General features: G+C 46.0%; 18 protein-coding genes. 10 read left to right on the forward strand and 8 right to left on the reverse strand.

The features are described from left to right. Nucleotides 1-86 precede the first annotated feature (86 nt). The 5 genes from SHEWANA3_RS12970 (at nt 87) to SHEWANA3_RS12990 (ending at nt 3,362) form a co-directional block, all read left to right on the forward strand. On the forward strand, nt 87-644 hold the full coding sequence (locus SHEWANA3_RS12970; protein WP_011717387.1) for an LON peptidase substrate-binding domain-containing protein: 558 nt from the start codon (nt 87-89) through the stop codon (nt 642-644). Between the two features lie 115 nt (nt 645-759). Beyond that, entirely contained in the window at nt 760-1,428 is a 669-nt protein-coding gene (locus SHEWANA3_RS12975; protein WP_011717388.1) for a sigma-70 family RNA polymerase sigma factor, read from the forward strand. After that, nucleotides 1,421-2,116, forward strand: a complete 696-nt coding sequence (locus SHEWANA3_RS12980; RefSeq protein WP_011717389.1) for a ChrR family anti-sigma-E factor — start codon at nt 1,421-1,423, stop codon at nt 2,114-2,116. The genes SHEWANA3_RS12975 and SHEWANA3_RS12980 overlap by 8 nt, the downstream gene beginning before the upstream one ends. Nucleotides 2,117-2,650: 534 nt before the next feature. Next, nucleotides 2,651-2,824 (forward strand): hypothetical protein, encoded by a 174-nt coding sequence (locus SHEWANA3_RS23500; protein ID WP_023265706.1) that lies wholly within the window; start codon nt 2,651-2,653, stop codon nt 2,822-2,824. Between the two features lie 277 nt (nt 2,825-3,101). Further along, nucleotides 3,102-3,362, forward strand: coding sequence for a hypothetical protein (locus SHEWANA3_RS12990; protein ID WP_011717391.1), 261 nt, complete (start codon nt 3,102-3,104; stop codon nt 3,360-3,362). Here the strand turns inward: SHEWANA3_RS12990 and SHEWANA3_RS12995 are convergent. Further along, complete coding sequence (locus tag SHEWANA3_RS12995) at nt 3,359-4,312, reverse strand: pyridoxal-phosphate dependent enzyme (protein WP_041413071.1); 954 nt, start codon at nt 4,310-4,312, stop codon at nt 3,359-3,361. The genes SHEWANA3_RS12990 and SHEWANA3_RS12995 overlap by 4 nt on opposite strands. Nucleotides 4,313-4,596: 284 nt before the next feature. Between SHEWANA3_RS12995 and SHEWANA3_RS13000 the strand changes: the two genes are divergently transcribed. Continuing rightward, nucleotides 4,597-5,004, forward strand: a complete 408-nt coding sequence (locus SHEWANA3_RS13000; RefSeq protein WP_011626453.1) for a YccF domain-containing protein — start codon at nt 4,597-4,599, stop codon at nt 5,002-5,004. Between the two features lie 62 nt (nt 5,005-5,066). On the opposite strand, the gene SHEWANA3_RS13005 is transcribed toward SHEWANA3_RS13000, so the two are convergent. The 3 genes from SHEWANA3_RS13005 to SHEWANA3_RS13015 form a co-directional block, all read right to left on the reverse strand. After that, nucleotides 5,067-5,936, reverse strand: a complete 870-nt coding sequence (locus tag SHEWANA3_RS13005; RefSeq protein WP_011717393.1) for an alpha/beta hydrolase — start codon at nt 5,934-5,936, stop codon at nt 5,067-5,069. Continuing rightward, a complete protein-coding gene (locus SHEWANA3_RS13010) occupies nt 5,936-6,961 on the reverse strand; it encodes a M14 family metallopeptidase (protein ID WP_011717394.1) in 1,026 nt (341 codons plus the stop codon). The genes SHEWANA3_RS13005 and SHEWANA3_RS13010 overlap by 1 nt, the downstream gene beginning before the upstream one ends. A gap of 106 nt (nt 6,962-7,067) precedes the next feature. Further along, nucleotides 7,068-7,820, reverse strand: coding sequence for an ABC transporter substrate-binding protein (locus SHEWANA3_RS13015; RefSeq protein ID WP_041412665.1), 753 nt, complete (start codon nt 7,818-7,820; stop codon nt 7,068-7,070). A 266-nt stretch (nt 7,821-8,086) separates the two neighbouring features. Between SHEWANA3_RS13015 and SHEWANA3_RS13020 the strand changes: the two genes are divergently transcribed. After that, nucleotides 8,087-8,353, forward strand: coding sequence for a PGPGW domain-containing protein (locus SHEWANA3_RS13020; RefSeq protein WP_011717396.1), 267 nt, complete (start codon nt 8,087-8,089; stop codon nt 8,351-8,353). A gap of 230 nt (nt 8,354-8,583) precedes the next feature. Here SHEWANA3_RS13020 and SHEWANA3_RS13025 read toward each other — a convergent pair whose 3' ends face one another. Next, complete coding sequence (locus SHEWANA3_RS13025; protein ID WP_011717397.1) at nt 8,584-10,308, reverse strand: AMP-binding protein; 1,725 nt, start codon at nt 10,306-10,308, stop codon at nt 8,584-8,586. A gap of 128 nt (nt 10,309-10,436) precedes the next feature. Then, on the reverse strand, nt 10,437-10,817 hold the full coding sequence (locus SHEWANA3_RS13030; protein ID WP_011717398.1) for a DUF6508 domain-containing protein: 381 nt from the start codon (nt 10,815-10,817) through the stop codon (nt 10,437-10,439). 287 nt (nt 10,818-11,104) lie between these two features. Between SHEWANA3_RS13030 and SHEWANA3_RS13035 the strand changes: the two genes are divergently transcribed. Continuing rightward, the gene (locus tag SHEWANA3_RS13035) at nt 11,105-11,566 is read left to right on the forward strand and encodes an EVE domain-containing protein (RefSeq protein WP_011717399.1); all 462 of its coding nucleotides are present in this window, start codon (nt 11,105-11,107) and stop codon (nt 11,564-11,566) included. A 75-nt stretch (nt 11,567-11,641) separates the two neighbouring features. After that, nucleotides 11,642-11,980 carry a hypothetical protein gene (locus tag SHEWANA3_RS13040; RefSeq protein ID WP_011717400.1) on the forward strand — a complete coding sequence of 113 codons (339 nt, stop codon included), beginning with the start codon at nt 11,642-11,644 and terminating at the stop codon, nt 11,978-11,980. 65 nt (nt 11,981-12,045) lie between these two features. Here the strand turns inward: SHEWANA3_RS13040 and SHEWANA3_RS13045 are convergent, their stop codons facing one another. Together SHEWANA3_RS13045 and SHEWANA3_RS13050 are read right to left on the reverse strand one after the other, a co-directional pair. Then, nucleotides 12,046-12,840 carry a TIGR00266 family protein gene (locus SHEWANA3_RS13045; RefSeq protein ID WP_011717401.1) on the reverse strand — a complete coding sequence of 265 codons (795 nt, stop codon included), beginning with the start codon at nt 12,838-12,840 and terminating at the stop codon, nt 12,046-12,048. Nucleotides 12,841-13,000: 160 nt separating this feature from the next. Then, on the reverse strand, nt 13,001-13,915 hold the full coding sequence (locus tag SHEWANA3_RS13050) for a LysR family transcriptional regulator (protein ID WP_011623051.1): 915 nt from the start codon (nt 13,913-13,915) through the stop codon (nt 13,001-13,003). Between the two features lie 214 nt (nt 13,916-14,129). Between SHEWANA3_RS13050 and SHEWANA3_RS13055 the strand changes: the two genes are divergently transcribed. Then, a complete protein-coding gene (locus tag SHEWANA3_RS13055; protein WP_011717402.1) occupies nt 14,130-15,290 on the forward strand; it encodes a homogentisate 1,2-dioxygenase in 1,161 nt (386 codons plus the stop codon). Nucleotides 15,291-15,294: the final 4 nt, after the last annotated feature.

Here is a 15,294-nt window from a genome sequence, read left to right on the forward strand (position 1 = left end):
TAAATGAATCGGTTATTGCTTGGTACACTGATCAAATTCTGTATATGGTACGTAATGATATAGACATAAGTTCACTTGAGGCCACTATGAAATTACCTCTTTTTCCTTTGCCAATCTGTTTATTACCAGAGGGATATACTCAGTTGCGCATTTTTGAACCCAGGTATAAACGCTTAGTCGCTGAATCCCTTAAATCGGCGGATGGCTTTGGCCTGTGTATGACATCGGAGGATGGCAAAACCATTTATCCCATCGGCACGCTGGTGCATATCATCGATTTTGAAACCTTACCCGATGGTATGCTCGGAATAAGCATTCAAGGAAAACAACGCTTCACACTCGGCGATATCAGCATAGAGTCGGACGGATTAAAGCGCGCCGAGGTGAAACTTATCGATAATTGGCCGAGTGCACCGATTGAAGACGATGAGCGTTACTTGAGTGAGATGCTGCAAAACATTCTTAAGGAGTTCCCGCAGCACCTGCAACATTATCAGGTGGAACAATTTGAAGATATCGCCTGGGTTTGCCAACGCTGGTTAGAAATTCTGCCGGTTCAAGCTGCCGAGAAATACGCTTGTATCAATGCATTAGATCATCAACTAACACAGGATTTATTACATACTGTCATTCAATCCGCTTAAGTGATCCAACTTCCCGCGCGCCACGTATTGCTCTGTATGCTTATCGAATGTCGGCCCTGACGTAACATCTTTTGTGATGTTCAGACTGGATTGAACCTTAAGTAAAGAGCTAATAATGGAAAATTTTCAATCACATTTAGCGCAAAATCGCTATGATAGACAGTTATCATCCCCTATCGATATGGCTATGGAAAACGATAGCACTATTTCAACAGCCAATGAGCCAATCACAGATGCGGATCCTTTAGCGCGCGCCATTTTAAGAGTCGCGAATCAACGGGATAAAGCCGCCTTTGCGGAATTGTTCAGCCATTTTATGCCCAAAATTCGCGCATTCGGTCTGCAACGCTTAAATCAGCAAGGGCTGGCCATGGATCTGGTGCAAGAAACCATGACCTTAGTGTGGACCAAGGCCCATTTGTACAATGCCGACAAAGGCTCGGTCGCGACCTGGGTATTTACCATTATGCGCAACCAGTGTTTCGACATGCTCAGGCGTATCCAACATAACCGTGAAGATGCCTTCGGGGATGATATTTGGCCTATTTACGATGTCGCCGTCAGTCAAGAAAACGGCCCTGATCATAAACTCACCGCCAAGCTACTCGCGCATTTAGATTCCCTGCCCTTGCCTCAACGCCAAGTGGTTCAAGGGATCTATATGCAAGAGCTCACGCAACAAGAATTAGCCGATGCCTTAAAAGTCCCGATTGGCACGATAAAATCGCGACTCAGATTGGGGTTAGAAAAGCTGAAAAGCTTTTTGGAGACGCAACATGATTAAACATCATCCCCATACCGATTTACTGCTAGCCCATGCACAAGGTGAGCTGCCGTTGTCTATGTCGATTGCCATTGCGGCCCATTGTGCCCTTTGCCATGAGTGTCAATCGCAAGTCAGCCGCTTTACTGAACAAGCGGCAGAACTCGCCTTTTTAGCGCCGAGCCAAACCACTGAACCAGCTTTTATCAGCGAAACCGATACCGCACAAGATGACGCCTGGCAGCAAATGTTGTCGCATATTATGGACTTGCCAGAAGCAACGCCAACTGAAAACGACTATCTCGCCAAAGCGACGGTTTACCTAAATCATAAGCATGTGCGCTATGAGATCCCTACAGTCTTTCGTCAACATATCGCTCATCCGTGGCAGCAGATTGGTAAAGTCAGCCGAATGCGTTTCGATGTGAATGAAAGCCACACCCGCGCCAGCCTATTGCATATCGACGCCTTAGGTGAGATCCCGCAGCATACCCATAAGGGATACGAACTAACCCTGTTATTGGCAGGAGAATTTTCGGATCTCAACGGGCAGTATGTTCCCGGCGATTTCATCATCTTAGATGGCAACACGCATCATTCACCCAAAACCCAGTCTGGGTGCCTCTGCTACACAGTATTAGATGCACCGTTATATTTTACCAAAGGGCTCAGTAAATTATTGAATCCCATTGGTGAGCTGATTTATTAATCTCGCTGACATTTAAAATAAGCTGGCAGAGTGAATAACCGATAAACGCAAAATTACAACAAAATACCAACAAACCTATTTCCCGCTGAGTAAAAAATAAACTTGCCAGCGGGAATTTTGCTGTTATACTGCCGACCGTTTTGAGAAGTATCTTGTCGTTATCCTTTTTATATCGGTTTGTCCATTCGCGTAAGCAATGAAAAAAACGATCCTCACGAAGAAAGCCTACTACAAGTAAGTCCCACAAAAATAATGAGTTAGTGATTTTCTGCATCGACTCAAAAACAGTGAACTATTTAATTAAACCCATGTCATAGTACTGTCACTTTACTATGGTCAACTGGGCTAATTGAGATATTCCATTGACATAATCGCTGATATGCATTAGTTATCAATAAGGCATCTCTTGATTAATGATCATGGAATGGGTAACCTCAAGACTCATTAGTATCATCTTTCGCAATTATGCTAAGGATATTTTATTGTTATAACTTACTCACCCAAGGGTGAATTGAATTAAAAGGAGTGTGGCCTATGTCATACAAAATTAACGGACATGAAATCACAGTGAACTTCCCTGTAGACTCTATTTCAGTTAACAAAACATCCATTGCTTTTACCGATAGACAAGGTAAAAACAAGCAGACTTTTTCAAAGCGTACCGAAGCCTTAAACTTTATGAAATGGCTATTGTCGGCAAATAAATAAGTCTCCTTGTGTACTCCTTAGAGTACCCAAAACGGTGTTTAGGTTTATTCGGTTCCCATTTTCCTCGCCATACCGAAGCCTAATGACCGAAATAGATAGCCCAACATCACGATTTGCTATCCCTTTACGTCGAATGACGAACTCGTTTGGTTCAGGCGGTATCTAGCTCACACAGATACGTGCCGAACCAAATGTGTATTCCACTAACCTAGATCAAATTAATCTGCATTTTCCCCTGCTAATATAATCACTCACTCAGTTTGTGAATGTATTTTCTATGTCAAAACCCGATACTAAAACGGCTATGCTGACCTTAATAACCCAGATTAAACAGGTTATTCCGCTCAACTTAGATGAAGCACAAATGTGCCAAGGTGAGTGTTTAGGCTGTTCTAAAAAAATGCTGGAAATGTTGGATGCTGAAATAAGCTATTGGCAATATTCAACCGATACGCCTGGATTGAAAGATCTTAAACATCTGGAAAAGATAGCTACACGCACCCACAAAATATTAAAGCGCAATAAGTTAGTTGGCTAAACGCTCTCCTTATCGCCCTCACCGTATTTTCGTCTGTATCTTGGCAACATGGTTTGATTGCCTAATAGCCCACCCTGATGAATATAGAGAATGGAGGCATGTTGCTCGCGCCGTAAATAATCCTCTAACACTATAAAGCCTAAGGGATCGTAGAGTAATTCAAATTGCACACCGCTGGCACAAAGTCTTTGCCACATGGCATAAAACTCAGGATAGAGTTTCCCAAAATGGTATTTCTTCCCCACATTCAAAATCTGTGGATGTTCAGCAGAGTCAGGATTTAGCTCATAAAACTGCTGCGTTAAATACTCATCGCCGCCGACAACGGCGCAGGTAAGCACTCGAATATTCAATTGCTGACGCACAAAATACTGATTTAAAAAGAGTGCCGTCGTTCCTGTACCTGCAGGTAAAAACACCTTGAGCTCGGAAATATGCTGTGACTCGGCCCAAGCAGCTATTTCGGCAGCTAACTGACTGACGCCATATTGCGCATACTGGCAGCGCCCGCCCTCGGGAATAAACAAAGCCTTAGGCTCAGCAGGCAAGACTTGCTGCTCAATATAATCTTGGCAAGTCCTATTAGGCTCACGATGAAGAGAAGGATTGGCTGCAATCAGGCTTGATAAATTAATGACACGCGTACCATTAGCAATAGCGGCGGCATAGTTACCCGTCGGCAACGTGCGGACATGGCTAGCAATATGATCCACATAAAAATCGCACTGCCAGCCCTTTAGCTTGGTGAGCGCCGACAGAGAATACAACGAGTTAGCCTGCGCGGAGCCATGACCAATCAGCTTAGTCACACCAGTAAACTCATGATCTAGAAAATAGGCAAACTTACGCGCTTTATTGCCACTAAACGCAGGATGCAATAAATCGTCTCGCTTGAGAAATATCTCGCGCCCGGCAAAGGAAAAAGACTCCACAGGGCTGTCAGAGAGCAAGCTTTGACTCAACTGGCTATTGGCTAACATGAATACACTCGAAGGAAACAATGCCGTTAGTGTACCGCGAGCTTGTCTACATCGTCCGTAATTATTAAGCATTTTCGCGAAAATCTAGCATTTTTTACAACGTCACACAGTCATCAACATAAACATCTTATTGATAAATAATGAAAAATATTTTGGCACAATTCTCGCTTATACCATTTAAGTATCAATTAATGATCCTGTGTGTTGGCCAACATCATTCCAACACTGATTTAAAATGAGTTAAGGAGTATTCAATGTCGCTTTTACGGTTAATTTTCAATATCGCTTGGTTTGTCCTTGGTGGATTTGTGATGGGACTCGCCTGGTGGCTCGCGGGGATTTTGTGTTTTATCAGTATTATTGGTATTCCCTTCGGCCGAGCCTGCTTTGTGATTGGCGAATTGACCTTCTGGCCCTTTGGGCAGGAACAAATGAATCGTCGCCATTTAACCGGACGTGAAGATTTAGGCACTGGCGCCTTTGGCATGGTAGGCAATATTATTTGGTTCTTGCTGTTTGGGATTTGGTTGGCCATAGGTCATTTAGCCCATGCCCTTGCCTGCTTTGTGACGATTATTGGTATCCCCTTTGGGATCCAACATATCAAGCTGGCGCTATTAAGCCTGACGCCGATCGGGCAAACCATAGTAGCGAAAGCGTAATAACCACAGTAGCGAAGGCGTAGTAATCATAGTCGCTAAAGCGTAAGGCAAATCACTCAGCACTACTCTACGTCAGTAGGTAGTGCTGATAAATAGTTTGGCAGTGACTGCACTAACCTTGCCTCATGAAAGGCGGTTTCCTCATCGAGCAAATCGCCACAATCTGCAAACGACGCACTCCCATCCCCTTGCTCTAGGCTTATGATTTCGAATAGATAATGCGCCAGTTTAGCTGGCGCATCTATGGTGATGTCATGACCACAATAGGCCAAGACAACCAACTCGACCTTAAACTGTTGTGCTAATGCCCTACTGGTTTGAATATTCACTAAGGCATCACGATCACCCGATAAAATACTGACGGGCACAGGCAAAGAGGCAGGACAACAATAGCGAAACGCCGCCCACAACTGACGACATGCATTGCTGAAAAATGGCGTCGACTCGTGGCGATATCGGCTCCAACGCTCAATCAAGGCAATATCGCGCCGATGGCGATAGCTGGTTAAGCGGACAATCGTCGATTCGATGGGATTAAGCTGTCGACCACGGCAACGATTGAGCCAAGCACGCAGAGCATTCAATCCATTAAATCGTTGATACCAGGGCGATAAGTTAGCCGCGCTGCTATTCAATACAAATAGGTGCTTTATCTGCTCCGGGCGCTGCTTAGCCATTTCCATGGCGAGCATGCCGCCCATCGATAAGCCCAGCAGATAAAAGGCTTGTCCTGCTAATTGCTCATCCAATTGTAGCCACACCGAGCTGGCATATTCAGCGATAGTTAAAGGACTGCTTTGGTGAGTGAGGCTCCCATTGCCGGGCAAGTCTGGGGTGAAAACAGTACAGCCCCTTTGCCTTAGCCTCTGGTCAAAGCCATTCCAATGGCGTTTATCCCGCATTAAGCCCCTGAGTAATACCCAAGTTGTCATCAAAAATGCTCCCGATACCAAAACTGCTGCGCGCTCTGTGCCAGTCGTGTGAGATGTTCGGGCGTCAGTCCTTCTAACTCCCGTGCGTACGCAGCCTCCATCAAGAACTGCATCAGTACTGTATGCCGACGTAAAATCCTGTGGTGCCTGTGTGTTTTTTGCGGATTAAAAAATCCCGCAAAATTAAATATTTGTCTTGGATTTTTCTTAATCCATGCCCAAGAGCCCATCTCTAAGGTCAAAGGTAAGAATGGAATGTTTGCTTGAGGATCCTGGGCATGATGCTGGCGATACAAGTAATCCCAAATATCACCGTGGGTGCGATAAAACTTGCTCTGGGGCGCAAGCCGATAATGGCCATGATGGGGATAGCTGGCTTCAAATAATTGCTTTAAGTGATAAATGAAATGGGCATTTTCAAAGGATGCGCGAGTATGGGCATAGGGAAACCAGATATGATCAGTCAAACCAAAACCAGAATGTGCATCGAGGGAAATAAGACTGGTACTTTGTCTAAGCAATTGTTGCACATAGGCCACCAGCCCCGCGGTTTCAAGCTCCATGCCGCCAAGGCCACGAAACCAAGGTAACTTAGAGGAGAGCCGCTGCCCTCCAACCATAAAAGATACTTTTTCCCGGGACTCTATCGGCGCATTGCGCATCAAGTCGACCTGATTTCCATTACCACGACTCCCCAGCAGTAACCCGACGGGATTCACCACAGGGACAAAGGCTAAGCGGATGTCTGTTAATAACGCTTGTAGGTGTTTGTCCCACGCAAGGCGCTGCAACAGGCTGTTAAGCAAAGCTAAAATTACCTGGGAGCCAATCCGCTCCACCCCATGCACGCCACCAACGAATAACACGGTCGGACAAGAGCGTTCGGTGACGCCTAACTCGACACTGTAGAGCGGAAAATGTTGGTGCCGAAATGGAATGTCCGCAAGAACTTGATATTTGAGTTTAAGATGATGAGTATCAATGAGTTGTGATAGTGTATCTAACTCGAATGGAATGTTATTCATATCATCCTAGAAAGTGAAATGAGCATCGACTCATAGCCTTAGGACGATGTTAATGGCGAACCACGACACATTTATGACAACAGATTCAGCCAGAGCCAAGTTCACTTTAGTGGCGTGTCACTTCCTCCTGAAACAACAACTCCCCCATAATGCTCTCAATATCCAGTTGAGCTAAGCCTTGGTCGAAAACATCTCGCCAATGGCGCCCCTCCTCGGTATTACGAAACGCAATATACAGCTGTTTATTGGCAAGCAGTTGTTTATTCACCTGTAATTTATCCGCCAATGGCTGGAGATGAGGCTGCTTTAACAGGTAATAGAGTACGTTGACATCTATCACTGCACCATCGATGCGACCGGCTGCCACCTTCTTGATGTTTTGTTCATCGGAGGTCACAGCCTCGACGGGCTGTGTACCGGAAGCAATCATCAGATCTAGGGATTCAGTATTCACATAGTCCTTCACCACCCCTAAGGTATAGCGGTTCAGATCAGCTAAGTAGTGCCAGCTGATGGGATGTGATTTTTGCTCAACAATGCCTAATGGACTGATCCCTATTGGTTTTGAAAAAACAAATTTGTCCGTTTCAAAATAATATTCTGGAAAATAACCAATGTAATCGGAGCTTGGCATAGCCGCCAATTTTATCGCCCGGCTCCAAGGGTAAAAATCCACAACCAGTTGCTGTTCCATACGTTCAAAGGCGGCTTGAGCGACCGCGACACTGGCCCCTTGTTGTGCCAGTTGCTGACCGGAATAAGGCGGCCAGAGTAATGAAGTGAGCTTAAGCGTATCGGAAAATGCGCTATTGACCGTGGCGAAAAGGCAACAGAGCATCAGTAGGCACCAGCGGAACATAACACCTCCATCAAAGGATCATCTGTTTTAATGGCTTGAAAAACAAACAATTCATCACATGCTCATCGGTTAAACTCTTTTCAGTATAATCAGCCATGCTTCAAGGTACAGTGAATATTTGTTACATATTTACCCGACGAGAACCTAGCTTAAGCAGAAATGATAAGAGTAGACTGAAACGAGCATCGATACTCACTGTCGTCATGCACGCGGCGAAAAGTGGAAGATGAGGCCAAGCTGATGAAGTCAATCTGAGGGGACGCAACATGCCAATTTCTTTCAAAGACAGTAAGTTGACTTTTATGCATCCCGCGATGACTCGAACCGTCATTACCGTGATAGGGGCATGTTTTACCTTAGTCGGAGGGATATTTTTACTCTTACCCGGACCGGGACTGCTCTTTATCCTGATAGGGTTAACCCTCTTAAGTACCCAGTATCCCTGGGCCAAACGTTGGCTGCGCCTAAGTCAGCGACAATTAACTAAGAGTGCGGCTTGGCTCGACAATCAAATTCGCCGCCACCGCCGATAATCTTGAGTCACCACCTAAACATCAACCCAAGCACTCGAACTTGGGTTGATTTATCTTAATGTGCCCTTGGGCGTAATGACGTTTTAGGGAGATTTTTGCAGCGATATAGCTGACGTTTATGCAAGGCAGAGTCCGTGCTGTGTAGTTATTCTACATAAACGGACAATAACGCAGCAGAAACGCTAGCTAAACGCTGCCCGAAGGATTCCATCTCAAAACGTCATCATGCCCTAGGCATTAATATCCTCATATAGCTCTTGATACATCAGCTCACGCATTTTAAATTTCTGGATTTTGCCCGTGACAGTCATCGGGTATTGCTCCACAAACTTGATGTAGCGAGGCACTTTAAAGTAGGCGAACTTTTCAGTGAGGAAATGCCGAATATCCTCCTCTGAAATCGTAGCGCCACTGCGAATCTTGATCCACGCGCACACTTCCTCACCATATTTATCACTGTGTACCCCAAACACTGCTGCATCTTGCACATCTTTATGGGTATAGAGTTTCTCTTCAATTTCACGGGGATAGATATTCTCGCCACCGCGAATAATCATATCTTTAATACGGCCAACGATTTGCACATAACCTTGCTCATCCATTTGGCCGATATCGCCAGAATGCAGCCAGCCTTCACTGTCGATAGTTGCAGCCGTTTTTTCGGGATCATTCCAATAACACTGCATGATGCAATAGCCGCGGCTACAGACTTCACCTGGCGTATTGATAGGCAGCACTTCACCAAACTCATCGACGATTTTCACTTCGGTATGAGGTAAAGCACGGCCAACGGTAAGCACACGTTTCTCAACTGGTGAGTCGATTTCAGTAATGTGGTTCAGCGGGCTGCACTCGGTTTGACCATACCCAATTAACACTTCCTGCATATACATCAGGTTTTGTACCCGGCGCATCACTTCTTCTGGGCAAGTCGCTCCCGCCATAACACCGGTACGCAGCGAGCTTAAGTCAAAGCGTTTAAATTCTGGGTGCTCTAACTCGGCAATAAACATGGTAGGAACACCGTGTAGTGCGGTGCAGCGTTCACGCTCTACCACCTCTAGGGTGGTCAGCGGATCGAAGGAATCCCCAGGAAAGACCGCCGCCGCGCCCTTAGCGAGGCACACAAGGTTACCCAACACCATGCCAAAACAATGGTATAAAGGCACAGGAATGCAAAGCTTATCTTCACAGGTAAATTTCATTGCCTCGGCCACTAAGTAGCCATTATTCAGGATGTTATGGTGCGATAATGTCGCACCCTTCGGGCTGCCTGTGGTGCCAGAGGTAAATTGAATATTAATGGCATCATAAGGGCTAAGTGACTCGGCGATACGCTCGAGCGCCGCCTTGTCATCGGCCGTCACCTCAACCAATAAATCATCAAAGTTCAACATCCCGGGAGACTGCTCAGCCCCCATGCGGATCACAAATTGTAAGTCTGGCAACGCTTTGGCCTGCAATTGCCCTGCGGCGCACACCTTAAGTTCTGGCGCTAACTCGTAGAGCATCTGCAAGTAATTACTGGATTTAAATTTATCGGCGCAGATCACCGCCCTACAGCCCACGTTAGTCAGTGCATATTGTAATTCTTCGGGCCGATAAGCGGGGTTGATACACACCATGATGGCGCCAATTTTGGCGGTGGCGAATTGGGTTAGACACCACTCAATATTATTGGGCGACCAAATGCCCACGCGATCCCCAGGACCTATGCCCAGTTTGAGTAAACCTGTGGCCAAGGCATCAATTTGTGCAAGGTATTGGCGGTAATTCCAGCGGATATCTTGATGATTCACGACAACTGCTAACTGTTCGGGATAAACGTTAGCGATATCGTTAAGGTACTGTCCTATGGTTTTCTCAACGAGCTCTGGGGAATTAGGCCCCCGGAACTCACTGTATTTGAGAGGATGAGTGGCTTGATTTGTTGCTTGAGTCGTTGAAACAGACATTAAGGCCTCCGTGCTTTTTTATTATGGTTAGCGGGATTCAAACTAACCAATCCTCGGAACATGTCACAAGTAAAAAAGCACGGTATTAGACTAAAGAGTAAGGATGTTCTATTACTCGAAAGTCTTGATTAACGGGTAATAAACGCTACCTGTTTATCGGAAGTTACCACCTCTAAACGCTGCAAACGCTCCATAATCGCCAGTAACACTCCTTGGCGGCGCATATTCTCTAACACCCCTGGGCTGAACACTTCAAGGCGAGTCATCGCAGTTAATAACAGGCGGCATTGCGCGACACTGGCATCACGGATATAAGCGGGTTTATCGACTAAGTAACTGTTGTTATACCAATAATCCCAAGTGAAATTCGCCAATAACCAGCCCTGAGTAGTTAAATCGCTGACAAATTCCAACATGCGTTCGCGGTGCAGGCTCACATCTCCTGCGGTAAAATCTTTAAGGTATTTAGTGTATAGGCCACTGTCTGTGGTCATTGCTGAAGTTTCCATAGCACACCTCACTGTCTCAACATCACTCATATAAAAGTCGGGTATTGAAAAAAGCTTGGATTAGGATCTAAAGCTGCCAACTTTGCATCAATTCGCAGCGTCATAGCACCATTGCATAAGGCATACCAGACTCGATAGTGACAACAGGGTAAGCTGGGTTAACTGAACGCTGACTTAACGATCTCAATAATCTGCTCAGAGTACGGTTAACTGTGAGGCAAACAAAAAGTAAGATAAACTCAATGCATTAACTCGAAGAGACTGGCTGTTTTTGTGAAGGATAAAAGATGAACTACTGGCTGATGAAATCGGAACCCGACGAATTTAGTATCGACGATCTTAAGGCTTGCCCCAATCAAACTGAAGCTTGGTTTGGGATCCGTAACTACCAAGCACGTAACTTTATGCGAGATGCGATGCAAATTGGTGATCAAGTCTTCTTTTACCACTCAAGTTGCAAAGTCCCCGGCATCGTCGGCATTGCCGAAGTCGTGACTGAGGCCTATCCTGACAACTCGGCCTTTGATCCCGAATCAAAATATTTTGATCCTAAATCCGATCCACAGCAGCCACGCTGGTTAAGGGTGGATATTCGTTTCGTCAAACAATTCAAGGAAATCATCCCCTTAAGTTTGATCAAAAGTTTGCCGCAATTGGCCGATATGTACTTAGTCTCTAAAGGTTCTAGGCTGAGCATTCAACCTGTTACCCAAGAACAATGGCAAGCCGTGCTTATGCTCGCCCGCTAAGGGCACATATTCAGCTAAAGTTCATCTAAGCTAAGCTAGATTGACCACAACCACGTAATTCCTAAGGGAGCTAGTATGAATAAATTAACTGCAACACTGATTGGCGGAGTCGTACTCAGTTTGGTCGCCCCAATGGCAGCTTTTGCAAAGAATGAGCATGAGCACGACAAGCGAGATAAAGACTTACCACCCGGCTTACAAAAGAAAGCCGATAAAGGTCAGCCTCTCCCTCCCGGATGGCAGAAAAAACTGCGTCGTGGCGATATCCTAGATTACGATATTTATGACCGCGGCCGCGTCGTAGTCCCCATCGACAGAGACGGCAGAATAAGCATTGAAGTCGAAGGTTCCATTATCAAGCTCGATGAAAAGAGCCGTAAGATCCTCGATATCATCAATGTGGTCACCTATTGATCTGAAATTGCAAACAGATTCCTGCGCACACTTAAGCAGTTAAGTGTGCGCATTTTCGTTTAGGGTTAACGCCCATCGAGCATGCGGCCAAGTCCGCCGAGGACTGAACCTTCGCCTCTATCACTACCACCAGCAGAAGGAGCGTGAGCAATAATGCGATCCGCCATCCGCGAGAAGGGTAGGCTCTGCAGCCACACTGTACCATGGCCTTTTAAGGTCGCTAAAAACAGCCCTTCTCCACCAAAGACCATCGATTTTAACGAGCCAGCGCGCTCGATATCGTAATCAATACCAGGGGTAAAGCCGACCAAACAACCTGTGTCGACGCGTAAGGTTTCGCCTTTTAACTCTTTCTTTATTAAGGTGCCACCCGCATGGATAAACGCCATGCCATCGCCCTGCAAGCTTTGCAGAATAAAACCTTCACCCCCGAAAAAGCCCGTGCCTAGGCGGCGATTAAACTTCATGCTCACTCGAGTCCCTAGTGCGGCGGCGAGGAAACTATCTTTCTGACAAATCAGCTCTCCACCATATTGAGCGAGATCGATAGCCAAAATCGTCCCTGGATAGGGCGCGGCAAACGCCACTTTACGTTTCTGATGCCCGAGGTTCGTAAAGTGTGTCATAAAGATGCTCTCCCCCGTCAGCACACGTTTACCCGCTCCCATCAACTTGCCAAAAAAGCCAGATTCAGGCTCGGAGCCATCACCCATTTTGGCCTCGAAGCTAATGTCTTGCTCTAGATAATTCATCGCGCCGGCTTCGGCGATCACAGTCTCGTGCGGGTCAAGTTCCACCTCAACCAGCTGCATGCTGTGACCGATAATCTCATAGTCCACTTCATGGCAACGTCTAGACATACCATTCCCCTTACTCTGTTAGTCCAATTAATGTGGCAAGTCGAAATCATCAGTGCCACGATATTGGACTCACTTTATGACATAAAATGTCAAAAAGCGATCGTTTTTATCCCAAGGTTGCGTCAGTAAGTTGTTTCAAAAGATGACAAGTAATAGAAGATTAACCTAAGCCAACCCCATTAAACTGCCCTGCTTTAGCAAATTCCTCTAGGATTAATTCGGTAAAGAGTTTGCCAGCACGGCCCAAGGGGCGCTCTAGGGTCGACACTAACTGAGGAGTAAAGGTATAGCGACTGCCACCGACAAAGTCGACCTCCACAAGCTCACCGCTCAATAACTCCTCCTGCACCAGAAAATCAGGCAACCAACCAAAACCAAGCCCTTTTAATAACGCGTTCTTTTTCATAATAAAACCAGAAAGATAGAACACTTTATCGCCACCAAATTGCAGCTCATCTCGATAAGTCTTATTGGGGGAGGAATCTTCGATGGTCAGCTCAACATGTTGCTGTAACTCGGGCAAACTGATGTGTTTTTGTTGAGCTAAGGGATGTAAAGCACTCGTCACCAGTACACTGGTTATCGCAGGGAGTGGCTGTGGGTGATAATAGGGGCCTGTGCGGTAGTCTTTAACCAACATCAGATCTGCATTGTCACGCTCGAATCTGTGCTGCACACCACCCAAAAACTCCATATTGAGCTGAATTTTTGTCGGAATTTGATGCTCTGCCATCCGTTTAAGTGCCGTCATAATCGGCTCCATCGGCAAGGCGCCATCGATCACTAACTCAAGCTTAGGCTCCCAACCTTCACTGAAACGACTGGCAAGATGTTCAATATTGGCAAGGTGTTGTAACAGTCTTTGCCCCTCGGCCAAGATCACCCGCCCTTCACTCGTCAACTCGGCGCGGTATTGATCCCGACTAAAAAGTTGCACACCTAAATGTTCTTCCAGCTTTTTGACCTGATAGCTGACCGCCGATTGCGCCTTGTGTAAACGCTCGGCGGCTTTGGCAAAACTGCCCTCTTCCACCAGCACTTGCAGCACATTAAAAGCATCAATATCGATGCGCATGGGGACTCCTAAGCTCTCATTAACATGTCACGGAAACGCTACGAAGCGTAAAACAATTAATACCATCTAATTTTTAGATTGAGATAACAGATTTATTATTCTTTTTTTTGTTCATTCAAGCAACTAAATTGATAAGAAGATCACACTAATGCAACTTGCAGCATAACGACTCGCGGTGTAGGTAAGCCTGCAGCGCAACTTTGAAGGAATCACCATGCCATTTTATGTGAAACAAGGCCAAGTCCCCCATAAGCGCCATATCGCATTTGAGAAAGAAAACGGCGAGCTATATCGTGAGGAGCTGTTTTCAACCCATGGTTTTTCCAATATTTACTCGAATAAATATCACCACAATATGCCGACTAAGGCATTGGAAGTGGCGCCCTACCGCCTCGGTCACGGTGCCCAATGGGAAGATTCATTAGTTCAAAACTATAAACTGGACTCTCGTACGGCCGATCGTGAAGGCAACTTCTTTAGCGCCCGCAACAAAATCTTTTATAACAATGATGTGGCCATTTATACCGCAAAAGTGACTCAAGACACGCCGGAGTTTTACCGCAATGCCTATGCCGATGAAGTGGTGTTTGTGCATGAAGGTGAAGGTACGCTCTACAGTGAATATGGCACTCTAGAGATCAAGAAATGGGACTACTTAGTGATCCCACGCGGCACCACACATCAGCTCAAATTTAACGATTACAGTAATGTGCGCTTATTTGTGATTGAAGCCTTTTCAATGGTGGAAGTGCCAAAACATTTCCGTAATGAATACGGTCAGTTACTCGAGTCTGCCCCCTATTGTGAACGCGATCTGCGCACGCCCGTATTGCAAGATGCCGTGGTTGAACGTGGCGCCTTCCCGCTGGTATGTAAATTTGGTGATAAGTACCAACTGACCACCTTAGAGTGGCATCCCTTTGACCTTGCGGGTTGGGACGGCTGTGTTTACCCCTGGGCATTTAACATTACCGAATACGCCCCTAAAGTCGGCAAAATTCACTTACCGCCTTCAGACCACTTAGTGTTTACCGCCCACAACTTTGTGGTGTGTAACTTTGTGCCGCGTCCTTATGACTTCCACGAGCGTGCCATTCCTGCGCCTTACTATCACAACAATATTGATAGTGATGAAGTGCTGTACTACGTCGACGGTGACTTTATGAGTCGTACAGAGATTGAAGCCGGTTACATCACCCTACATCAAAAAGGCGTGGCACATGGCCCACAGCCAGGCCGCACCGAAGCCTCGATTGGCAAAAAAGAAACCTATGAATATGCAGTGATGGTGGACACCTTCGCCCCACTGAAATTAACCGAACATGTGCAAAATTGCATGAGTAAAGACTACAACCGCTCTTGGCTAGAAAACTAACGCT

It is taken from the genome of Shewanella sp. ANA-3 (genome assembly GCF_000203935.1).
GTDB lineage: Bacteria > Pseudomonadota > Gammaproteobacteria > Enterobacterales > Shewanellaceae > Shewanella.